At 63.8% G+C, this 22412-nt stretch carries 22 protein-coding genes; 14 read left to right on the top strand and 8 right to left on the bottom strand.

The window, feature by feature from the left end; translation table 11 throughout:
- The first annotated feature begins 196 nt into the window (after positions 1-196).
- Genes ACTJLC_RS02355 through ACTJLC_RS02340 form a run of 4 tightly spaced genes read left to right on the top strand, consistent with a single transcriptional unit; the run spans position 197 to position 3858 of the window.
- Positions 197-1147, top strand: a complete 951-nt coding sequence (locus ACTJLC_RS02355; protein WP_073427043.1) for a branched-chain amino acid ABC transporter permease — start codon at positions 197-199, stop codon at positions 1145-1147.
- Between the two features lie 26 nt (positions 1148-1173).
- Positions 1174-2343: an ABC transporter permease subunit gene (locus ACTJLC_RS02350; RefSeq protein WP_073427044.1), complete on the top strand. Its 1170-nt coding sequence runs from the start codon at positions 1174-1176 to the stop codon at positions 2341-2343.
- A 19-nt stretch (positions 2344-2362) separates the two neighbouring features.
- Positions 2363-3136: an ABC transporter ATP-binding protein gene (locus ACTJLC_RS02345; protein ID WP_073427045.1), complete on the top strand. Its 774-nt coding sequence runs from the start codon at positions 2363-2365 to the stop codon at positions 3134-3136.
- 17 nt (positions 3137-3153) lie between these two features.
- Positions 3154-3858 (top strand): ABC transporter ATP-binding protein, encoded by a 705-nt coding sequence (locus ACTJLC_RS02340; RefSeq protein WP_090518686.1) that lies wholly within the window; start codon positions 3154-3156, stop codon positions 3856-3858.
- A 97-nt stretch (positions 3859-3955) separates the two neighbouring features.
- On the opposite strand, the gene ACTJLC_RS02335 is transcribed toward ACTJLC_RS02340, so the two are convergent.
- Both ACTJLC_RS02335 and ACTJLC_RS02330 read right to left on the bottom strand, forming a co-directional pair.
- Positions 3956-4426 (bottom strand): GNAT family acetyltransferase, encoded by a 471-nt coding sequence (locus tag ACTJLC_RS02335; RefSeq protein ID WP_114163092.1) that lies wholly within the window; start codon positions 4424-4426, stop codon positions 3956-3958.
- A 21-nt stretch (positions 4427-4447) separates the two neighbouring features.
- Positions 4448-5632, bottom strand: coding sequence for an acetylornithine transaminase (locus tag ACTJLC_RS02330; protein WP_073427048.1), 1185 nt, complete (start codon positions 5630-5632; stop codon positions 4448-4450).
- Between the two features lie 530 nt (positions 5633-6162).
- On the opposite strand from ACTJLC_RS02330, the gene ACTJLC_RS02325 reads away from it, so the two are divergent.
- On the top strand, positions 6163-7095 hold the full coding sequence (locus tag ACTJLC_RS02325) for a hypothetical protein (RefSeq protein WP_440843220.1): 933 nt from the start codon (positions 6163-6165) through the stop codon (positions 7093-7095).
- On the opposite strand, the gene ACTJLC_RS02320 is transcribed toward ACTJLC_RS02325, so the two are convergent.
- Entirely contained in the window at positions 7064-8095 is a 1032-nt protein-coding gene (locus ACTJLC_RS02320) for a CDP-6-deoxy-delta-3,4-glucoseen reductase (RefSeq protein ID WP_440843219.1), read from the bottom strand. The genes ACTJLC_RS02325 and ACTJLC_RS02320 overlap by 32 nt on opposite strands.
- A gap of 123 nt (positions 8096-8218) precedes the next feature.
- On the opposite strand from ACTJLC_RS02320, the gene ACTJLC_RS02315 reads away from it, so the two are divergent.
- Entirely contained in the window at positions 8219-9265 is a 1047-nt protein-coding gene (locus tag ACTJLC_RS02315) for an NAD-dependent epimerase/dehydratase family protein (protein WP_310130051.1), read from the top strand.
- 119 nt (positions 9266-9384) lie between these two features.
- Here the strand turns inward: ACTJLC_RS02315 and ACTJLC_RS02310 are convergent, their stop codons facing one another.
- Together ACTJLC_RS02310 and ACTJLC_RS02305 are read right to left on the bottom strand one after the other, a co-directional pair.
- A complete protein-coding gene (locus ACTJLC_RS02310) occupies positions 9385-9573 on the bottom strand; it encodes a hypothetical protein (RefSeq protein ID WP_073427051.1) in 189 nt (62 codons plus the stop codon).
- Between the two features lie 167 nt (positions 9574-9740).
- Positions 9741-10451 (bottom strand): pseudouridine synthase, encoded by a 711-nt coding sequence (locus ACTJLC_RS02305; protein ID WP_310130053.1) that lies wholly within the window; start codon positions 10449-10451, stop codon positions 9741-9743.
- Between the two features lie 369 nt (positions 10452-10820).
- Here ACTJLC_RS02305 and ACTJLC_RS02300 point away from each other — a divergent pair, with 369 nt between their 5' ends.
- The 8 genes from ACTJLC_RS02300 (at position 10821) to ACTJLC_RS02265 (ending at position 20455) form a co-directional block, all read left to right on the top strand.
- A complete protein-coding gene (locus ACTJLC_RS02300) occupies positions 10821-11831 on the top strand; it encodes a MurR/RpiR family transcriptional regulator (RefSeq protein WP_310130056.1) in 1011 nt (336 codons plus the stop codon).
- Positions 11828-12820 (top strand): isoaspartyl peptidase/L-asparaginase family protein, encoded by a 993-nt coding sequence (locus ACTJLC_RS02295; protein ID WP_310130059.1) that lies wholly within the window; start codon positions 11828-11830, stop codon positions 12818-12820. Before ACTJLC_RS02300 ends, ACTJLC_RS02295 begins: the two co-directional genes overlap by 4 nt.
- A gap of 84 nt (positions 12821-12904) precedes the next feature.
- Positions 12905-14827 carry a dipeptide ABC transporter ATP-binding protein gene (locus tag ACTJLC_RS02290; protein WP_073427227.1) on the top strand — a complete coding sequence of 641 codons (1923 nt, stop codon included), beginning with the start codon at positions 12905-12907 and terminating at the stop codon, positions 14825-14827.
- Between the two features lie 131 nt (positions 14828-14958).
- A complete protein-coding gene (gene gsiB / locus ACTJLC_RS02285; protein ID WP_310130063.1) occupies positions 14959-16521 on the top strand; it encodes a glutathione ABC transporter substrate-binding protein GsiB in 1563 nt (520 codons plus the stop codon).
- Between the two features lie 125 nt (positions 16522-16646).
- Positions 16647-17567: a glutathione ABC transporter permease GsiC gene (gene gsiC, locus ACTJLC_RS02280; protein WP_073427228.1), complete on the top strand. Its 921-nt coding sequence runs from the start codon at positions 16647-16649 to the stop codon at positions 17565-17567.
- A 7-nt stretch (positions 17568-17574) separates the two neighbouring features.
- Positions 17575-18480: a glutathione ABC transporter permease GsiD gene (gsiD, locus tag ACTJLC_RS02275; protein ID WP_073427056.1), complete on the top strand. Its 906-nt coding sequence runs from the start codon at positions 17575-17577 to the stop codon at positions 18478-18480.
- Positions 18477-19625, top strand: coding sequence for a DmpA family aminopeptidase (locus ACTJLC_RS02270; protein WP_310130067.1), 1149 nt, complete (start codon positions 18477-18479; stop codon positions 19623-19625). Before gsiD ends, ACTJLC_RS02270 begins: the two co-directional genes overlap by 4 nt.
- Positions 19622-20455, top strand: coding sequence for a M55 family metallopeptidase (locus ACTJLC_RS02265; protein ID WP_310130070.1), 834 nt, complete (start codon positions 19622-19624; stop codon positions 20453-20455). The genes ACTJLC_RS02270 and ACTJLC_RS02265 overlap by 4 nt, the downstream gene beginning before the upstream one ends.
- Positions 20456-20532: 77 nt before the next feature.
- Here ACTJLC_RS02265 and ACTJLC_RS02260 read toward each other — a convergent pair whose 3' ends face one another.
- The 3 genes from ACTJLC_RS02260 to ACTJLC_RS02250 form a co-directional block, all read right to left on the bottom strand.
- Positions 20533-20859 (bottom strand): hypothetical protein, encoded by a 327-nt coding sequence (locus tag ACTJLC_RS02260; RefSeq protein WP_310130073.1) that lies wholly within the window; start codon positions 20857-20859, stop codon positions 20533-20535.
- A gap of 209 nt (positions 20860-21068) precedes the next feature.
- Complete coding sequence (locus ACTJLC_RS02255) at positions 21069-21566, bottom strand: hypothetical protein (RefSeq protein WP_440843218.1); 498 nt, start codon at positions 21564-21566, stop codon at positions 21069-21071.
- Positions 21567-21686: 120 nt separating this feature from the next.
- Positions 21687-22412, bottom strand: a 726-nt coding sequence (locus ACTJLC_RS02250; protein ID WP_440843217.1) for an alpha/beta hydrolase, incomplete at its 5' end; no start/stop codon positions are given.

The following is a 22412-nucleotide window of genomic DNA, read 5'->3' as shown; positions in this document are numbered from 1 at the left end:
ACCCAACGGTGCCGTTTTTGCATCCGCTCAAGGCGAGCCCGCGACCGCATCCCGGTCGTCAAGGCTAACCGGCGGCGGATAACCCTTACCGGTCTTTTACATCAGTACCCGCAGTGCCGTTGAGATTCCGTAACGCATCACCGCCCACCGGCTGATGAAGAACGCGAATCCGGCCGCACGGGCTAAGGAGCATTAAATGGATATCTTCATCCAGCAGGTCCTCAACGGGCTGGTGCTTGGCAGCGTTTACGCCATCATCGCACTGGGCTATACGATGGTTTACGGCATTCTGGGCATCATCAACTTCGCTCATGGCGACGTGTTGATGGTGGGCGCGATGGTCGCGCTCTCCGCCATAGGCGTGCTGCAGAACCACTTCCCCGGCTTAGGCAACGTGCCGACGCTGTGCATCGCGCTGGCGATCGCCGCCGTGGTGTGCGCGGCGGTCGGCTACACGATCGAGCGCGTGGCTTACCGGCCGTTGCGCAAGGCGCCGCGTCTCGCCCCGCTGATCACCGCGATCGGCGTGTCGATCCTGCTGCAAACGCTCGCGATGATGATCTGGTCGCGCAACCCGCTGCCGTTCCCGCAACTGCTGCCCACCGATCCGATCAACGTGATCAAGGCCACCGAAACGACGCCCGGCGCCGTGATCTCGATGACCGAAATCGTGATCATCGTGGTGGCGTTCCTCGTGATGGGCGGCCTGCTGCTGCTGGTTCACAAGACCAGGCTCGGCCGCGCGATGCGCGCGATCGCCGAGAACCCCGGCGTCGCGAGCCTGATGGGCGTGAACCCGAACTTCGTGATTTCGGCGACCTTCATGATCGGCTCGGCGCTCGCCGCGCTCGCTGGCGTGATGATCGCGTCCGAATACGGCAACGCTCACTTCTACATGGGCTTCATCCCCGGCCTGAAGGCCTTTACCGCGGCGGTGCTGGGCGGCATCGGCAATCTCGGCGGCGCGATGGTCGGCGGCGTGATTCTCGGCCTGATCGAACAGTTGGGCGCCGGCTACATCGGCAACCTGACCGGTGGCGTGTTCGGCAGTAACTATCAGGACGTGTTCGCGTTCATCGTGCTGATCATCGTGCTGGTGTTCCGTCCGTCGGGCCTGCTCGGCGAACGCGTTGCGGATCGCGCTTGATCCCGGGCCATAAGGAGTAAACAGACATGACCTCAATTCAACCGATCGAGCCGTCCACGACGCTCATCCCTGAAAAGAACCTCACGAAGACGCTGGTCGTCGGCATCATCACCGCGATCTTCGTGATCGCCGCGCCGATGATCATCGGCGCCGCCGGCGGCAACTACTGGGTCCGCGTGCTCGACTTCGCGATGCTGTACGTGATGCTCGCGCTCGGTCTCAACGTGGTGGTCGGCTTCGCCGGCCTGCTGGATTTGGGCTACATCGCGTTCTACGCGATCGGCGCGTACACCGCGGCGCTGCTGAGCTCGCCGCACCTGGCCTCGCAGTTCGAGTGGATCGCGCATCTGGCGCCGAACGGGCTGCATACGCCGATCTGGATCATCGTGCCGTGCGCGATGGCGCTCGCCGCGCTCTTCGGGGTTCTGCTCGGCGCGCCGACCTTGCGTCTGCGGGGCGACTACCTCGCGATCGTGACCCTCGGTTTCGGGGAAATCGTGCGGATCTTCATGAACAACCTCGACCGTCCGGTGAACATCACCAACGGACCGAAGGGCATCACGGGGATCGATCCGGTCAACGTCGGCGGCTTCAGCCTCGCCCAGACGCACACCTTCCTCGGGTTCTCGTTCCCGTCGGTGTACATGTACTACTACCTGTTCGTGATCTGCTCGCTGTTCGTGATCTGGACGTGCACGCGCTTGCAGCACTCGCGTATCGGCCGCGCGTGGGCCGCCATCCGCGAAGACGAAATCGCCGCGAAGGCGATGGGCATCAACACCCGTAACGTGAAGCTGCTGGCGTTCGCGATGGGTGCGTCGTTCGGCGGTCTGTCGGGCGCGATGTTCGGCTCGTTCCAAGGCTTCGTGTCGCCGGAATCGTTCACGTTCTGGGAATCGGTCGTGGTGCTCGCCTGCGTGGTGCTCGGCGGCATGGGCCACATTCCGGGCGTGATTCTCGGCGCGGTGCTGCTCGCCGTGTTCCCGGAATTCCTGCGCTCGACGATGGGTCCGCTGCAGAACATGATCTTCGGCCATGAAATCGTCGATACCGAAGTGATCCGTCAGTTGCTGTACGGCCTCGCGATGGTCGTGATCATGCTGTACCGCTCGGAAGGCCTGTGGCCGTCGCCGAAGCACGAGGACAAGATCGCGAAGATTGCGAAACGGGCCGGCAAGAAGCCGGTGCGCGCATAAACCGGCAGGGAGAAAACACATGAGCGACAACATTCGACTGTCGGTGAAGGGCGTCAACAAACGCTTCGGCGGCCTGCAGGCGCTGTCCGACGTCGGCCTCGAAATCAAGGCCGGCCAGATCTACGGTCTGATCGGCCCGAACGGCGCCGGCAAGACCACTTTCTTCAACGTGATCACGGGGCTGTACACGCCGGATTCGGGCGACTTCAAGCTCGACGGCGAGAACTACACGCCGACCGCCGTCTATCAGGTGGCGAAGGCCGGGATCGCGCGCACGTTCCAGAACATCCGTCTGTTCGGCGGCATGACCGCGCTGGAAAACGTGATGGTCGGACGCCACGTGCGCACGAAGCACGGCCTGGTGGGCGCGGTGTTCCAGACTCCGGCCGAGCGCCGCGAAGAGCGCGAGATCAAGGAACGCGCGATCGAACTGCTGGAATACGTCGGCATCGCGCAGTACGCGGACTACACGTCGCGCAACCTGTCGTACGGCCACCAGCGCCGTTTGGAAATCGCGCGTGCACTGGCAACCGATCCGAAGCTGCTCGCGCTGGACGAACCGGCGGCGGGCATGAACGCAACGGAAAAGGTCGAGCTGACCAAGCTGCTCGACAAGATCCGCACGGACGGCAAGACGATCCTGCTAATCGAACACGACGTGAAACTCGTGATGGGTCTGTGCAACCAGATGACGGTGCTCGACTACGGCAAGGTGATTGCGCAAGGTCTGCCGCAAGACGTGCAGAAGGATCCGAAGGTGATCGAAGCTTATCTGGGTGCGGGAGTCCACTGATGTCCACAACGCAAGCAATGTTGAAAATCAAGGGCCTGCAGGTCAATTACGGCGGCATCCAGGCAGTCAAGGGCATCGACCTCGAAGTCGCGCAGGGCGAACTCGTCACGCTGATCGGCGCGAACGGCGCGGGCAAGACCACGACGATGAAGGCGATCACGGGTCTGAAGCCGTATTCGGCCGGCGACATCGAGTACATGGGCCAGTCGATCAAGGGCATCCCGGCGCACGAGCTGCTCAAGCGCGGCCTCGCGATGGTGCCGGAAGGCCGCGGCATCTTCGCGCGCATGTCGATCGTCGAGAACATGCAGATGGGTGCCTATCTGCGCAACGATACCGACGGCATCAAGGCGGACGTCGATCGCATGTTCGGCTTTTTCCCGCGCCTGAAGGAACGCGCGACGCAGTATGCGGGCACGCTCTCGGGCGGCGAACAGCAGATGCTGGCGATGGCGCGCGCGATCATCTCGAAGCCGAAGCTGCTGCTGCTCGACGAGCCGTCGATGGGTCTGTCGCCGATCATGGTCGAGAAGATCTTCGAGGTGGTGCGCGCTATTTCGGCTGAAGGCATGACCGTGCTGCTGGTCGAGCAGAATGCGCGTCTCGCGTTGCAGGCCGCGAACCGCGGCTATGTGATGGACTCGGGGCTCGTCACGATGTCCGGCGACGCGAAGCAGATGCTGGATGATCCGAAGGTGCGGGCGGCTTACCTGGGCGAATGAGTGGGTCATTGACCCGAGCCAGGTTTGCCATGCCGATGAAAAAGACCGCATGCGTGATAAACGCATGTGGTCTTTTTTTCATTCGGGCGGCGCGGCTTTACGCAGCCGGCGCGGCGTCCGCGAATTCGCCGAGACGCTTGCCGAGACTGATCACCGCGTCGGCGCGATAACCGAGCGCTTCGTAAAACGCGCGCACGTCCGCCTTCGCGGACAGGACTTGCAGGTTCAGCTTCGGGCAGCCACGTTCGGTCAATGCGGTTTCGACATGCGCGACCAGACGCGTGCCGATGCCATGACGACGCAGCGACGCATCCACCGCGAGCGAATATAGCCAGCCACGGTGTCCGTCATACCCACCCATCACCGTGCCGACGATTCGCTCGCCGAGCACCGCCACAAAGAACAGTTCCGGTTGCGTCGCCAGCTTGTTGGCGATCGACAGATGCGGGTTGCGCTGCGGCCGCGTCACGTCCCGATACTCGGGGAACGCTTCCTGCCATAGCGCGACCACGGCATCGGTGTCGCTCGCGTCGAAGCGGCGAATCGATAGCGCGGCGCTCGTCGTCATAGGCGTGTCCTGTCCGATTGATTACAGCGTGTCGAGGATCGAACGCAGCATCGCCATCATCTGGTCGATTTCCTCGTTCGTCACGTTCAGCGCCGGCATGAAGCGCAGCAGGTTCGGACGCGCCGCGTTCAGCAGCAAACCGTCGGGCTGCATGTCGCGCGCCTTCTCGACGATCTGGTTGCCGATGTCCTTGCCGAGCAGCAGCGCGCGCAGCAGACCCTCACCGCGTTCACCGATAAAGCCGCGTTCTTCCGACAACTCGAGCAGTTTCGTGCGCAGATAGTCGCCGCGCTCACGCACGCCTTCGAGGAAACCCGGCGCGGTCAGTTGCGAGATCACCGAATAGCCGACCGCGGTCATCAGCGGGTTGCCGTTGTAGGTGCCGCCCTGATCGCCGGCATCGAACACGGCGACGTCCGCTTTCGAGAGCAGCGCCGCGAGCGGCACGCCGCCGCCGATGCCCTTGCCGAGCGTCATGATGTCCGGCTCGATGCCCGACAGCTCATAGGCGAACAGCGTGCCGGCCCGGCCGCAACCGCTTTGCACTTCGTCGACGATCAAGAGGATGTTGTGTTGCTTCGTCAGCGCACGCAGTTGCTGCATGAATTCGCGCGTGGCGGGAATCACGCCGCCTTCGCCCTGGATCGGCTCGAGCATCACGGCGACCGTTTTCGCGTTGATGAGTTTTTCCACCGATGCGATGTCGTTCAGATCCGCCTTCGGAAAGCCGGGCACTTGCGGTGCGTAGATCGTGTCCCAGCCCGGCTTGCCGCTCGCGGACATGGTGGCCAGCGTGCGGCCGTGGAAGCTGTGATCGAACGTGATGATCTCGAACGCGCCGTCCTTGTATTTCCTGCCCCACTTGCGCGCGAGTTTGATCGCGCCTTCGTTGGCTTCGGCGCCGCTGTTCGCAAAGAACACCTTGTCGAAGCAGCTGTGCTGCGTGAGCAGAGCGGCGAGCTTTGCCATCGGCTCGTTGTAGAACGCCGGCGAAGGATTGATCAGCAGTTGCGCCTGCTTGTTGAGTGCTTCGATCATGCCTTCATTGCAGTGGCCGAGACTGTTGACCGCCCAGCCCTGGATGAAGTCCAGATATCGCTTGCCGTCGTTGTCGTAGAGCCATGAGCCCTTGCCGTGCGTGAAAACGATTTCGGGCCGGTTCGTGATGTACATCAGCGACTCGATCGGGTACTCAGTGAAGTTCATGACGGCAGGCTCCAGACAGCAGGGTGAAAAGTGAATGAAGGGTGGCCCGGTAGGGAAGAAGGCCAGGAAAAACAAAAAAGCCACGGCATGCCGTGGCTTTCATGATTCGAACAGCTTGCGCCGTTGTGCGGCGCGAATCCGTGGCGAAGCCGGCGGCGTCCCTAAGGGAGCGGCGAGCGGCGACGTCGAAGTTCGGATTGGATGCGGTTCATGCGCGAAAGAATACGACAAGGAAAGCGCTGGTGTAAACCGTGAATTTGCGTTGTGCCGATATTTTTGTGGGCAGCGCGAGTTCAGATCGCAGACCGATTATGAGACGTATGGCTGACTAAAATGTGACGCGGATCATTTCTGCGCGGGCGGTGCCGGAATCGGTGGCGCATGAAAACAACCGCTGGAAATGCAAACGGGCGCTCGAGTGAGCGCCCGTTTTGAATGAGGAAGCCGGGGGTCCGCCCATCCGAGGATAGCTGCCGACGCTGATCCCGACTTATCGCCGACGATTCTAAAAGCCCAGGAGCCAAACGTCAATGGAACATCTGACTGACGAAGACATTGCGGCAGTCGCCGCGCTGCTTTCGGGCGAACGCCTTAACACCTTTCAGTCGCTGGCGGGCACCACGCGCGCGGCGGTCGCGCTTCATCAGCAGATGCTGCAAGTGGCGGGCGCGCTGATGAGCGTAACCGCGGTGGTCGAAATCGCACTGCGCAACGCAGCCTGCGACAGGCTGACCGAACATTTCGGCGTTGGCGGCTGGTTGCGTCGCCCACCGGGGCCTTTTACATGGAAGGACGAGGAGCGCGCCAAGATCGAAGCGGCGGTGCGCGGTGCCCAGCGTGCCGCCTACGCCAAACTTAAGCCCACTGAGAAACACGCATTGGACGAGGCAGCATTTCGCCGCGGCGTGCCGGCCGCGCTGCGCCATGAGTTTCGGCTCGATGCACGGCAAAGAGCAATCTCTGTTCGGAGCGGGCAAGTCATCACTCAGCTCACGATGTACTTCTGGAAGCGGCTCTTTTCCAGCGATTATGAACAGACACTATGGAAGTCGGCGCTCAAGCGCATTTTCCCCAACAAGCGGATAAACCGGTCGGCGGTGGCCATCCGGTTGGAACGCATTTATCAGACGCGTAATCGTGTCGCGCATCACGAACCCGTGTGGGGTGAGATGCTGTTCGACACGCTGGCGGCAGTCGACTTTGTCGCATCCAATCTCGGTGTAGCCGGAACAGACGGCCATACGCCCTTGCCCAAATTGCTTTTGCCCGAGCATGCGGCGCTTGAAAATCAGGCGCGCGCACTGCAGGTCAAAATCGACGCGTTTATCGGCATCCGCCATCCATGCGCCAAGCGCGGCCGCGTGCACAGCCGCGCTTGCCGAACTCAGCTCCGCGAGCATCGACGCGTGTACGCTGACGCTGCGTTACCGCTCAAACCGGATTCGCCAGATCCGCCGCGCTAGTAAACGAATCCGCATAAAACTCGTCTTCCGGCAGCCGATGATGCTGCGTGAAATCGCGCTGCGCCGACTCCACCATCACCGGCGCGCCGCATGCATACACCTGGTAAGCCGACAGATCAGGCAGATCCTCGACCACCGCGCGATGCACGAAGCCGACGCGGCCCGTCCACGCATCGCTCGCGTCCGGCTCCGAGAGCACCGGCACGAACTTGAAGTTCGGAATCTCGCGAGCCCATTGCTCGGCCAGGTCGAGCAGATACAGATCCTTCTTGCGGCGCGCGCCCCAATACAAGGTCATCGGCCGGTCGAGGTTCTTGAACGCCGCGTGCTCGACGATCGCCTTCAGCGGCGCGAAGCCCGTGCCCGAGGCGAGCAGCACGATCGGCTTATCCGATTCCTCACGCAGGAAGAACGTGCCGAGCGGCGCTTCGAAGCGCAGAATGTCGCGCTCTTTCATCGTGTTGAATACGTGATCGGTGAAGGCGCCGCCAGGCATGTGACGAATATGCAATTCGATCGGGCCTTCGGTGTGCGGCGCGCTCGCCATCGAATAACTGCGGCGCTTGCCGTCCTTCAGGATGAATTCGAGGTACTGGCCGGCGAGATATTGCAGACGTTCGTTGGCGGGCAGTTGCAGCTTCAGCACGACCACGTCGTCGGCTTTCCGTTCGATCGCGTTCACGCGGCAGGGCAGCTTCTTGACCTGCACATCGCCGACACCGGCCACTTCGCGGATGTCCACTTCGAGATCGGAGCAGGCCGTGGCGCAGCAGAACAGCGCCATGCCGCGCGTTTTCTCGTCGTTCGACAAAGCCGATGACGAATGCGAGCGCTGTTCGATCTCACCGCTCACCACGGTGCCCTTGCACGAACCGCAGGCGCCGTTCTTGCAACCGTAGGGCAGGCCGATGCCCTGGCGCAAGGCGGCGGTGAGCACCGGTTCATCCTGTTCTACCTGAAACTGCCGGCCGCTTTGCCGGAGCGTGACGTTAAATGCCATAGAGTGTTCGAAATCGAAAAGTCGGTAATCGTTATCGGACCCGCGCCATGGGACCGGCGTCATGGAACGCGCGGTCTCAACTGCGCGATACCTGCCGCGCTTGACGGCTACAATGCCTGCACCATGAAAGCGACACGAAATTTACGCCGGCCGCGCGTGTTAATCGTAGGTTGCGGCGACGTCGGCATGCGCTGCGTGCCCTTGCTGCGACCGCGCGCGCATATCTTCGCGCTGACCAGCCACGCCGAGCGCAGCGCCGAATTGCGCGCCGCGGGCGTCACACCGCTGGTCGGCGACCTCGATGCGCGCCGCAGTCTGAAACGGCTCGCCGGTCTCGCGCCGACGGTGCTGCACCTCGCGCCACCGCAAAAAACCGGCGACGACGATCGCCGGACTCGCGCCTTGCTCGCCACGCTGGGCACTCGCCGCGATCGCGCGCTGCGCGCAGCACGCGGGGCGGTGGCGCCGGTAGGGCGGCTGCGCCGCGGGTTGCGCAACCTGAGCGCTGCCTCGTGGCCTGAATCTGAAGCAGCCAATATTGTACCCGACGGGGTGCGCCGGACCGCCGGCTCACGCGCGCCGATACGGCTCGTCTACGCAAGCACGACGGGCGTCTACGGCGACTGCGGCGGCGCGTGGATCGACGAAACGCGCAACACGCAACCGGCCAACGCTCGCGCGAAACGGCGCGTGTCGGCCGAGCGGCAATTGCGGCGCGCGACGGCGCGCGGCACGCTCGCCGCCAGCATCGCGCGCATTCCTGGCATCTATGCGCGCAATCGTCTGCCGTTGGCGCGCCTCGAAAAGCGCACGCCCGCCTTGATCGATGCCGACGACGTCTACACCAACCATATCCACGCCGACGATCTCGCCGCGATCCTCGTGCGTCTCGCGACGCACGGCCGGCCGGCGCGCGCGATCCACGCGTCCGACGACACGTCGCTGAAGATGGGGGAGTATTTCGACCGCGTCGCCGACGCGTTCGGCTTGCCGCGCGCGCCTCGCATCACGCGCGCACAAGCGGAACAGGAGATCGAGCCGACCCTGCTGTCTTTCATGCGTGAATCGAGGCGGCTCGTGAACCGGCGCCTCAAGGAGGAATTGCGCGTGCGCTTGCGTTATCCGAGCGTCGAAGATTTCTTGCGTGAGAGCGCAACGGGCGAGCCGTGAATATATGGCCGCGTGAGGGTCAATCGACCCACGGTCGACGAACCACGGTGCCGGACATCCTCGGCCACCACACCACATCACGCCGGCCGAACGAGCCGGCGCCGAGCGGCGTCAATGCATCAGGTCAACGCCGGCAACGCTTCCAGCAGCAGGAAGCACAGCATCGCGCCGATCAACGCCCCGATCAGATTAGGTTGGTATTTGTGCCGCCGCCGCATCACGATCAGCAGTCCGCCGATCACCACCAGCCCGAGGCCGGCGAAAGCAACCATCATGTACCAGATCCCGCTTGTGTCGTGGACGACCATGGCACCCTCCTTGAACTTTTTTAGTCCTTGTTTAATCGAGTATAGAGGGCGCTGAAAGGAAGGGCATGCTGCGACGCAGCGCATCCATGCGCGTCCCGCAGCCGATGTGCGCGATCGCGCACATGTTTTTCGTGCTGCATCAATGCGTTAAAGGGGACGCTACCGGTTTACCCGCTTCGTAAAGATCCGAGGTCGGTTTCGTCGAGCCATTGCCATGCGCCGGGTGCCAGCGCGGCGGGCAAGGCGAGCCCGCCGATCCGCTCGCGATGCAGCGCCTCGCAACGATTGCCGGCTGCCGCGATCATCCGCTTGACCTGGTGGTATTTGCCTTCCATCACGGTGAGCGCCAACTGACGGTCGCCGCGCGCCTCGGCTTCGACGGCGGCGATCGGCTTGGGCTCGCCATGCAGCAACACGCCGTCGCGCAGCGCGGCCAATTGCGCGTCGTCGACCGGATGACGCGTGGTCGCGACATACACCTTGCGCACCTTGCGTTTCGGCGACGTGAACAGATGGACGAACTTGCCGTCGTCGGAGAGCAGCAAGAGGCCGGTCGTGTCCTGATCGAGGCGGCCCACGCATTGCACGCCGCGCTCGGCGAATTGCGGCGGCAACAGGCTGAACACGCTCAGATGATGCTGCGGCTCACGCGAGCATTCATAGCCGGCGGGCTTGTTCAGAAGCAGATAGGCGCGCTCGCGATACGGCCAGGCAACGCCGTCCACGCTGAAGCTGAACGCGCTGTCGTCGATTGAAAAATCGGCGTCTGCATCGGTGCGGACCGTGCCGCCGACGCTCACGCGGCCGTCGGCGATCAGCGCGCGGCATTGGCGGCGCGAGCCGAAACCTTGAGTGAAGAGGATGCTTTCGAGATTCATGGCGAGCGAAGAATAACACCGCAAGAAGTGGAGCGCCGCGCCGCGCGATAGCGGCGACGACGGTCTCCCCTACCTCGTTGCGGGAGTTCATCGATGCATGCCTAGTCTTCTTCGCCGACTTCGTCCGCGATCCGTTTTCCCGGTTTTCCCGCCGCATTTCAGCGGCTCGCGTGGTCGAATCGGGTCGCGCAGTCCGCCGAACAGATCAGTCTCGCCGCCGCGCCGCTCGTCGCCGTGGTGAGCCGCCTTGCGTGCCCCTGAAACGTTCGGGAAAACCCGCGCGAATGAAAATGAATTTTTTTCCAGGCGTTTTCTATGTAAACATACTTTCATGCATTTGGCTTACATCAGGTGGTCCGCCTCGCTCGTATGATTCATCACCCATCCGTTGCTCCCAACTCCGCCGAGCAGGCCATCGCCTCGCGCATTGCCGCGGCCATGCCGACTCTCACGCCGATTCACCGGCGCATGGGCGAATACGTGCTGGCCAATCTGTTTCGCGCGGCCACCATGCGTATCGACGAACTCGCGAGCGTGGTCGGCGCGTCCGTGGCGACGGCGAATCGCTTTGCGCGCACGCTCGGCTTCGACGGCTATCCGCAGTTTCGTGAGGCGCTGGTGCGCGGTTTCGAAGCGACGCTCGCGCCGGTCGAGCGATTGCGCAGCGCGCAGGAATCGCTCGCGGCCGGCGACAACCTGATCGACGCGTCGCTCGAACAGGCCGCCGCCAACCTGCACTCCACGCGCAGCGCGATCGATAGCGCCGCGGCCGAAGCCGCCGTCGAGGCGATCCTCGCCGCGCGCCGGGTGTTCGTGCTGGGCGCGGGCACCAGCTCGTTTCTCGCTGGCCTGATGGAGCACGGGCTGATGCCGTATCACGACAACGTGCAATCGCTCGCGCTGATCGGCGGGCCGTCGCATGCCGCGCGGCGTCTCTTCAATTCCGACGAAGGCGATCTGGTGATCGGCATCGTATTCCCGCGCTATGTCGAGGACACCATCGAACTCGCGCGCCGTGCCGCGAGCCGCGGCGCGCGCGTGCTTGCGCTAACCGACAGCCCGCGCTCGCCGCTCGCGCATTTCGCCGATCTCTCGCTGTACGTGCGCTCCGAGCGGCGGCTCGCGGCCAATGCCGACTCCGCCGTGCTCGCCGTGATCGAGGCACTTTGCGACGCGGTCGCGTATCGCGCCAAGCGCTCGGTGAAAGCGGCCGCCGACGTCACCGAATTCGTGCTGCCCTGGCTCACCGATCCTCAGCCCGCGCCGATCGCCGCAATGGACAAACCCGCGCGCGCCTCCAGCGGCGCGGCCCGCGACAAGTGCGGCGCGAGCACCGCCCGCACCAGCAGCACCACCCGCACCAGCAAAACCAAACGATGAACTCCAACGCAGTCATTGCCATTCATGGCGGCGCAGGGACGATCCTGCGCGCGTCGATGTCGTCCGGCGCCGAAGCCGAATATCACGCAGCCTTGCATGCCGTGCTGAGCGCCGGCCAGCGCATCCTCGCCGACGGCGGCAGCGCGCTCGACGCCGTGAGCGAAGCCGTGCGTCTGCTCGAGGATTGCCCGCTCTTCAACGCGGGTCGCGGCGCGGTCTACACGGCGGCCGGCACGCACGAACTCGACGCCGCCATCATGGATGGCGGCACGCTCGAAGCCGGCGCGATCTGCTGCGTGAAACGCGTGCGCAATCCGATTCTGGCGGCGCGCCGCGTGCTCGAAAGCAGCGAGCATGTGCTCTTCACCGGCGAAGGCGCGGAAGCCTTCGCGGCCGCGCACGGACTCGAATTCGTCGAGCCCGGGTATTTCCATACCGAGGCGCGCCACCGTCAATGGCTGCTCGCGCGCGACCGGCAGCGCGCGATGCTCGACCACGACGGCGCGACGCTCGCGGGCTTGCCGTCCACGAACGACGACGATCCCGCGCCGCACGAGCCGATCGACCCGAACCGCAAGTTCGGCACCGTCGGCGCGGTCGCGCTCGATCGGCATGGCCACGTGGCGGCGGCTACTTCAACGGGCGGCGTCACCAACAAGCAGGTGGGCCGGGTCGGCGACACGCCGCTGATCGGCGCGGGCTGTTATGCGGACGACGCGACGTGCGCGGTCTCGACCACCGGCTCCGGCGAGATGTTCATGCGCATGGTCGCCGCCTACGACGTCGCCGCGCAAATGGCCTATCGCCAGGTTTCGCTGGAAGAGGCGGCGCACGACGTCGTGATGCACCGCCTGCCGAGGATCGACGGCCGTGGCGGCCTGATCGCCGTCGATGCGCGCGGCAACGTCACGCTGCCGTTCAATACCGAGGGCATGTATCGCGGTTTCGCGCGTCCCGGCGAAACGCCGGTGACGGCGATCTACCGTTGATCCGCTCGCCGGGTTATTGCCTGATTATCGCCAGAGCCATCGCCTGAACTTTCGCTAGCCGCGTTCGAATTCAAAGGAACCACCGTGCCGACTTCATCGCACACCGCCCGTCCGCTTATCGAAACCTTGCCGCCGCAACGCGTGCTCGCGGTCGACGATCTGTCGGTCGCGTTTCGCAGCGGCGACGCAACCGTCAACGCGGTGCGCCATCTGTCGTTCACCGTCGAGCGCGGCGAGACGCTGGCGATCGTCGGCGAATCGGGTTCGGGCAAATCGGTGACCTCGCTCGCGTTGATGCGGCTGATCGAGCATGGCGGTGGGCGCCTTGCCGGCGGCGGCATCGCCTTCCGGCGCCGCGACGGCAGCGTGCTCGACCTCGCGAAAGCGTCGTCGGGCACGATGCGCTCGATTCGCGGCGCCGACATCGCGATGATCTTCCAGGAGCCGATGACCTCGCTCAATCCGGTCTTCACGGTCGGCGATCAGATCAGCGAGGCGATCGCCTTGCATCAGGGCAAGAGCCGTTCGGCCGCGCACGCGGAAACGCTGCGTCTGCTCGAACTCGTGCGCATTCCCGAAGCGCGCCGGGTGGCGGCGCGGTTTCCGCATCAACTGTCGGGCGGCATGCGCCAACGCGTGATGATCGCGATGGCGCTCTCGTGCAAGCCCGCATTGCTGATCGCCGACGAACCGACCACCGCGCTCGACGTGACGATCCAGGCGCAGATCCTGCAACTGATCCGCGGCTTGCAGGACGAGATGAACATGGGCGTGATCTTCATCACGCACGACATGGGCGTGGTGGCTGAAGTGGCCGATCGCGTGCTGGTGATGTATCGCGGCGAGAAGGTGGAAGAGGGCGCGTCGGATGCGCTCTTCGCCGCGCCGTCGCATCCTTATACGAAGGCGCTGCTCGCGGCGGTGCCGCGCCTCGGCTCGATGCAGGGCACCGATCAGCCCGCCAGGTTTCCGATCCTGACGGTCGAGCAGGCGGGCCTCACCGGCGCGGACGAAGCCGTGCGTCCCGCCGCCGCGGTCGCGCAGGAAGCGCAGCCGCTCGTGCTCGTCAGCACGCCGCCGATTCTGCGGGTGCGCGATCTGGTCACGCGCTTCCCGGTCAAGAGCGGCGTGTTCGGCCGCGTGACGGGCCGCGTGCATGCGGTCGAAAAAGTCAGCTTCGATTTACGGCCGGGCGAAACGCTCGCGCTGGTCGGCGAATCGGGCTGCGGCAAGTCGACCACCGGCCGCTCGCTGTTGCGCCTCGTCGAAACTCAAAGCGGTTCGATCGAATTCGACGGCAAGGAAATCAGCTCGCTCACCGGCCCCGCGTTGCAGGCGCTGCGCCGCAATATCCAGTTCATTTTCCAGGACCCGTTCGCGTCGCTGAATCCGCGCCTGACGGTCGGCTTTTCCATCATGGAGCCGCTGCTCGTGCACGGCGTCGCACAAGGCGCCGAAGCGCAGGCGCGCGTCGCCTGGCTGCTCGAAAAAGTCGGCTTGCCGCCGGAGGCCGCGCGCCGTTATCCGCACGAATTCTCCGGCGGTCAACGGCAACGGATCGCGATTGCGCGCGCGCTGGCGTTGAATCCGAAGGTGGTGATCGCGGACGAATCCGTGTCCGCGCTCGACGTCTCCGTGCAGGCGCAGATCGTCAATCTGATGCTCGATCTGCAACGCGAACTCGGCGTGGCGTATCTGTTCATTTCGCACGACATGGCGGTGGTCGAGCGCGTCAGTCATCGCGTGGCGGTGATGTATCTCGGGCAGATCGTCGAGATCGGCCCGCGCCGGGCGGTGTTCGAGGCGCCGCAGCATCCTTACACGAAGAAGCTGATGGGCGCGGTGCCGGTCGCCGATCCGGCGCGCCGTCACGCGAAACGGATGCTCGCCGCCGATGAGATTCCGAGCCCGATCCGCGCGCTGAACGACGAACCGGCCGTGGCGCCGCTGATCGCGGTGGGACCGGATCATTTCGTCGCCCGGCATCGCGTCGGCGGCGCCTACTGAACCGAATAAACCGAACCTAAAGCAACCTAAAGCAACCTAAAGCAACCTAAAGCAACCTAAAGCAACCCGACGTACCCAGACCTTTCTCGCAGCACCTCAACCTGTTTCATTTCGCAGCCTGGAGCCAACTCATGAACCTGCTGGTCCCGTCTTCTCCGTTTCGTTTGCGCGCGCTGGTCAGCGGCGGCGCGGTGGTGTTCGCGATGCTCGCGGGCAATGCGGCGCACGCCGATACCACGGCTGTGATGGCCGTCGCCTCCACCTTCACGACGCTCGATCCGTACGACTCCAACGACACGCTCTCGCAAGCCGTCGCCAAGTCGTTCTATCAGGGCATGTTCGGCTTCGACAAGGACATGAAGCTCGTCAACGTGCTCGCCGACAGCTACACGGCAAGCCCGGATGCGCGCGTCTACACGATCAAGCTGCGCCAGGGCGTGAAGTTCCAGGACGGCACCGACTTCAACGCCGCCGCGGTGAAAGCGAACTTCGACCGCGTGATCGATCCGGCGAACAAGCTCAAGCGCTACAACATGTTCAACCGTATCGAGAAGACCGAAGTGGTCGATCCGTACACGGTGAAGATCACCCTGAAGGCGCCGTTCTCGGCATTCGTGAACGTGCTGGCGCATCCGTCGGCGGTGATGATTTCGCCGGACGCGCTGAAGAAGTACGGCAAGGACGTCGCGTTCCATCCGGTCGGCACGGGTCCGTTCGAGTTCGTGAAGTGGGACCCGGCGGGCGATCTGACGGTGAAGAAGTTCGCCGGCTACTGGAAGAAGGGCTACCCGAAGATCGACGCGATCGACTGGAAGCCGGTGGTCGACAACAACACGCGCGCCGCGCTGATGCGCACCGGCGAAGCGGATTTCGCCTTCCAGGTGCCGTTCGAACAGGCCGCGCAATTGCAGTCGAGTCCGAAGGTCGATCTGATCGCGTCGCCCTCGATCATTCAGCGCTACATCAGCCTGAACGTGAACCAGAAGCCGTTCGACAACCCGAAGGTGCGGGAAGCGCTGAACTACGCGATCAACAAGGAAGCGCTGACGAAGGTCGTGTTCGCCGGCTATGCGACGCCGTCCGACGGCGTGGTGCCGGAAGGCGTCGATTACGCGACGAAGCTCGGACCCTGGCCTTATGACCCGGCCAAGGCGCGCGCGCTGCTGAAGGAAGCGGGCTATCCGAACGGTTTCGAAACCACGCTGTGGTCGGCCTATAACTACTCGACCGCGCAGAAGGTGATCCAGTTCGTGCAGCAGCAACTGGCGCAAGTCGGCGTGAAGGCGCAGATCGAGGCGCTCGAGGCGGGCCAGCGCGTGGCGCGGGTGGAGAGCGCGCAAGACCCGGTCACGGCGCCGGTGCGGATGTACTACATGGGCTGGTCGTCGTCGACGGGCGAAGCGGATTGGGCGATCACGCCGCTGCTCGGCTCGGTCTCGTTCCCGCCGAAGATGATGAACGTCGCGTACTACAAGAACGACGCTGTCGACAGCGATCTGAAGCAGGCGCTCGAAACCACCGACCGCGCGCAAAAGACGTCGCTTTACGCGGATGCGCAAAAGCGCATCTGGGCCGACGCGCCGTGGATTTTCCTCGTGAAGGAGAAGGTCGTGTACGCGCGCAGCAAGCGTCTGGCGGGTGCGTATGTCGCGCCGGACGGCTCGTTCAATTTCGACGAGATTGCGATCAAGTGATTCGCGCGGCGGGCTGACCGTTCCGTTCCGGCGTATTCGCTGAAATACACCGGAACGCTGGACGAACGGCGGCCCGTCGCACAGAACGATTTCTCGTTGCCCGCATCATTGCCGGATTGGGTTTCATGCTGAACTTCATCGTCAAACGTCTCTTTGGCCTGCTGCCGACGCTCTTCATCGTCGCCGTGCTGGTGTTCCTGTTCGTGCATCTGTTGCCCGGCGACCCGGCGCGGCTCGCCGCCGGTCCCGACGCGGACGAGGCGACCGTCGCGCTGGTGCGCGCCGACCTCGGCCTCGACAAGCCGATGCCGCAGCAATTCGCCCACTTCTTCGCGAGGATCGCGCAAGGCGACTTCGGCACCTCCACGCGCAGCAAGCGGCCGGTGAGCCAGGAAATCGCCGAGCGTTTCATGCCGACGCTGTGGCTCACGCTCGCCAGCATGGTGTGGGCGGTCGTGCTCGGCATGGCGATCGGCATCGTCTCGGCGGTGTGGCGCAACCGCTGGCCCGATCGGCTCGGCATGACGCTCGCGGTCTCGGGTATTTCGTTTCCCGCTTTCGCGCTCGGCATGCTGCTGATGGAAATCTTTTCGGTGAAGCTCGGCTGGCTGCCTATCGTCGGCGACGGTTCGTGGCAGAGCTACGTGCTGCCCTCGCTCACGCTCGGCGCGGCCGTCGCGGCGGTGATGGCGCGCTTCACGCGTGCGTCGTTCGTCGAAGTGATGAACGAGGACTTCGTGCGCACCGCGCGCGCCAAGGGCGTGCCCGAGCGGCTCGTGATCGTCAAGCACTGCCTGCGCAACGCGATGATTCCCGTGATCACGATGATGGGTCTGCAATTCGGCTTTCTGCTGGGCGGCTCGATCGTGGTCGAAGTGGTGTTCAACTGGCCGGGCCTCGGACGCCTGCTGGTCGACGCGGTGTCGATGCGCGACTACCCGGTGATTCAGGCCGAGGTGCTGTTGTTCTCGCTCGAATTCATCATCATCAACCTGATCGTGGACGTGCTGTACGCCGTGATCAATCCGACCATCCGTTTCAAGTGAGGCCCGCATGAGCACGACAGCCACCGAGCCGAATGCGGCCAAGTCCGTCAACGAAGAACGCGCGATCCGCACGCCGTGGAGCGAGTTCTGGCGCAAATTCCGTAAGCAGCGCGTGGCGCTCGCCGCGGGCATCTTCGTATTGCTGCTGATCGTGGTCGCGCTCGCGGCGCCGCACATCGTGCCGTACGACCCGGAAAATTTCTTCGACTACGACGCGTTGAACGCGGGTCCTTCCGCGGCGCACTGGTTCGGCGTCGATTCGCTGGGCCGCGATATTTTCAGCCGCATTCTGGCGGGCTCGCGCATCTCGCTCGAAGCCGGCTTTTTGTCGGTGGCGATCGGTGCGGTGATCGGCACGTTCTTCGGGCTGCTGGCCGGTTACTACGAAGGCTGGTGGGATCGCATCACGATGCGCGTGGCCGACGTGCTGTTCGCGTTCCCCGGCATTCTGCTGGCGATCGGCGTGGTGGCGATTCTCGGCAACGGCATGATCAACGTGATCTGCGCGGTGGCGATCTTCAGCATTCCCGCGTTCGCGCGGCTCGTGCGCGGCAATACGCTGATGCTCAAGCAGCTCACGTATATCGAGGCGGCGCGCAGCATCGGCGCGTCGGACTGGACGATCATCGTGCGTCACATCTTGCCGGGGACGATTTCGTCGGTGGTGGTGTACTTCACCATGCGCATCGGCACCTCGATCATCACGGCGGCGAGCCTGTCGTTTCTCGGACTCGGCGCGCAGCCGCCGACGCCCGAGTGGGGCGCGATGCTCAACGAAGCGCGCGCCGATATGGTGACCGCGCCGCATATCGCGCTGTTTCCGAGTCTCGCGATTTTCCTGACGGTGCTGGCGTTCAACCTGCTCGGCGACGGCTTGCGCGACGCGCTCGATCCGAAGCTGGATCGCGCATGAGTGTGGCTGAAAACATGGGCGGAAACGTGGGCGAAGGCGCGCCGCATATCGGCGTATTGACGAGCGGTCCGCTTGGCACGATCGCCGATGTCGATGGCGTCACGGTCGGTCACCGCACGCTCGATGAAGGCGCCGTGCAAACCGGCGTGACCGTGATTCGCCCGCATCGCGACGATCCGTTTCTGCGCAAGGTGCCCGCGGCGGCGTCGGTGATCAACGGCTTTGGCAAAAGCATCGGGCTCGTGCAGGTCGAGGAACTCGGCGTGCTCGAAACGCCGATTGCGTTGACCAATACCTTCGGCGTCGCGGCGCTCGCGCAGGCGCAGATTCGCGCGGCGATCAAGGCCAATCCGCGAATCGGGCGCGAGTGGCCGACGGTCAATCCGCTGGTGTTCGAATGCAACGACGGATACCTGAACGATATCCAGGCGCTGGCCGTCAACCAACGGCATTTCGACGACGCATTCGATGCCGCAAGCACACATGTCGTGAGCGGCTCGGTCGGCGCGGGGCGGGGCATGTCGTGCTTCGATCTGAAGGGCGGAATCGGCAACGCGTCGCGCGTGGTCGAGGTGGCCGGTCAACGGCATACGGTCGGCGCGCTCGTGCTGGCGAACTTCGGCCGCTTGCCGATGCTGACGATCGACGGTGCGGCGCTTGGTCGTGTGCTGGCGGAGCGCGCGGCGAAAGCCGCCGATGCCGCCGATGCGCCCGGCGCCGGCTGCGCCGCGAACACGAACGCCGCGACAGCGCCGATAGCAAAACCCGAGCAAGGCTCGATCATCATGATCGTCGCCACCGATGCACCGCTCGACGCGCGGCAACTCAAGCGTCTGTCGTTGCGCGCCGCAGCCGGTCTTGCGCGAACCGGCTCCGTCTACGGTCACGGCAGCGGCGACATCGCGCTGGCGTTTTCAACCGCCTATACCGTGCCGCACGATGCCGACTTCGTCACGCTGCCGCCGTTACTCGCCGACGCGTGCCTCGATCCACTGTTCCAGGCTTGCGCGGACAGCGTCGAGCAGGCAATCGTCGATGCCTTATGGCGCGCCACTTCCGTGACGGGCCGCGACGGCCGCAAGCGGCTCTCGCTGCACGACAGCGTCCCCGATCTCGCTCAACTCCTCAAGCAATCTTCCCGATGAAAGTCCTCATTTCCGCCGACATAGAAGGCGTGGCCGGTGTGTTCCATCCCGAGCAAACGCGCGCGGGCAACGGCGAATACGAAGCCGCGCGCCGCTGGATGACGCTCGAAGCCAACGCCGCGATCGAAGGCGCATTCGCCGGCGGCGCGACCCAGGTATGGGTCAACGATTCGCACGGCGGCTTTCGCAACCTGCTGCCCGATCTGCTCGACGCACGCGCCCAGGTGGTGCTCGGCAAGCCGCGCACGCTCGGCATGATGGCCGGGCTCGAATACGGCGCAGCGCTCGTGTTCATGATCGGCTATCACGCAAAGTCGCAAACGCACGGCATCCTCGCGCATACGATCAACAGCTTCGCGTTCGCGCGGGTTTCGCTGAACGGCGTCGAAGTGGGCGAGGCGGGTTTGTATGGCGCGCTGGCCGAAGAATACGGCGCACGTGTGGCGCTTTTATCCGGCGACGACGTTTTTGCCGAGGAAACCGCGCCGCGTTTTCCGGGCGCGCGTTTCGTCGTGACGAAGAGCGCGACGGGGCATGCCAGCGGCGTCACGCAAAGCCCGGCCAACGCGCGCGATGCGATCGGAACGGCCGCGCGCGAAGTGGTGCGGCAGCATCTCGCCGAGGGTCATGCGCCGCACGCCACGCGCGCCGGGGCGAAACCCGTCGAGTGTGAACTGCGTGTGCAAACCACCGCGCTCGCCGATCTGTTTTGCCAATGGCCGACGCTCACGCGTGTCGATGCCGTCACGCTGCGTTTTGATGCGGCGTCGGCGGAAGATGCGGTGCGGATGCTGAATTGTTTGTCGGCGATGTCGTTCATGCTGCGCTAGCGTCGCCTTCCCTTGTTAGCCGATTGGCGTGCGCGCCGCTACCTGCGTCGTCGTCGCCCGAAACGCAGAATTCATGCTCAGGGAAGCTTGCGGCGGGGAGGAAGGTCGGACTCCCTGTACACGTATCGCAAGTCCGCCCCACCGATGCGTTTCCCCGCTTCCATGATCATGAGGCTGTCGCCTGGCTCCGGGTAGGCGACAAGCGGTTCTCCATCGAGACGATCGATGGAAAAAGAGTCCAGGACATAGCCTGTCTGTGTTTCAACCATGTAAACGTAGATAAGCACTGACACACCCTCGTCACTTCCGACCAACTCACGCGCGAGCGTAGTGAAACCGCCGCCGGGCAATCTGGCTTCTTCATGACTGATGTCCAGACAATACGGCACGTTGACTTCGCGCACCCGGCACGTTTTGACCTGCGCTTCTCACCGGGTAACGTACGCGCCATAAAAGGAGCGGTTTACGGCGAGAAGAAACTCCAGTAGATGACGTTCGTGAGTTGCTAAAGGTCGTTGCATGGTTTGAAGCGCCTGGTGCTCTTGATCGTGGTGATTGCGGTCGAATGGAGCCGACTCTAATCTCGGTCGGCGACAATCAGTGCGAGGAACCCTCAATCACCCGGCCGTTGACCGTCACGTAGAATTTCTATCTGGCAAGGCGCCCGTCGCGTGATTAGGGGGAGTTTACGAACGCGATCCGCCATATAGATGGCGCAGGTCCGCTCCACCGACCTCGTGTTTCGCTGAACAATCATTAAACTGGCGCCAGCCTCGGGATAGTCAACAAGCGGCTCACCGTCCAACCGGTCCACATTGAAAATATCAATGACCCACTCTGAGGGGGTTTTCATTGCAACCGCGTAGATGAGAACCGGCACGCCGTGGTCAACGCCCACCAATTCGTAGCCAAGTGTGACTGCATCGCAGCCTGCTCTTTCGGTGCCTTCATCATGAACCACAGCCAGGAAAAAGGGCGAGTCGATCTCTCGTACCAGACACGTTTCAATCTGCGTCTTCCATTGACCAATTCGGTCACCGTACAGCGGCTCATTCGCCTCGATCAGAAACGTGAGCAGTGCACGTTCCTTCTGAGAGAGTGGTCTTGACATTCGTTGCTTCCTTACTTTGGGCGATGTTGTCGCGTCATCCCCTAATTGAATTCGGTTGTTTTGCCCGAGCCCTCGCAACCACCGATTCCTGCCGCCACATAATCCTTCGCTATCGGCCGGCTACTGCTGCCGGCTCAACTCCCGCGCCGCGCGATCGATCACGTCGGCGATCGCACCCGCATGCGACACGGGCGCGAGATGGCTCGACGCCATCGGCACGACTTTGGCGCCCATCCGCTCGGCCATGAATTTTTCGACGTCCGGCGATACCGCGCGGTCCTTCGTGGTCAACACGTACCACGACGGCTTCTCCTTCCACGCCACCTGGCTGACCGTTTCGCCGAACGCCTTCGCGGCGATTGGCTGCTGCGCGGCGGAGAGCACGCGCGTCAGGTTTTCGGGCACATCGGCGGCAAAGTCGGCGCGGTATTTCGCGCGGTCGAGCCAGAGAAAGCCGCTCGCGTCCGTGGTGATGCCTTTGCCTGCCGGCATCGGCGCGGCGCGCTTCATCAGATCGGCGGTCGACTCGTGCAAGTCCGGCGCGATCGCCGCGACATACACGAGGCCGGCGACGTTCGGCGCATTCGCGCCCGCTTCGGTGATCACGACGCCGCCCCATGAATGTCCGACCAACATGGTCGGGCCGTCCTGGCGCGCGAGGACGCGGCGTGTGGCGGCGACATCGTCGGCGAGCGAGGTGAGCGGGTTTTGCACCGAACTCACGTGATACTGACGGGTGCACCAAATAGTGCCTTGCGCGTTATACGGGTATGAAGACGAAAACTGATGCCCGAAAACTGGACCAGGCGACGCAGGCGCACCTGAGGAAGATGGTGGTGCAGGCGG

The sequence above is a fragment of the Paraburkholderia sp. 22099 genome, from assembly GCF_052045835.1.
Lineage (GTDB): Bacteria > Pseudomonadota > Gammaproteobacteria > Burkholderiales > Burkholderiaceae > Paraburkholderia > Paraburkholderia terricola.
This window is presented reverse-complemented; position numbering and strand designations above follow the sequence as displayed.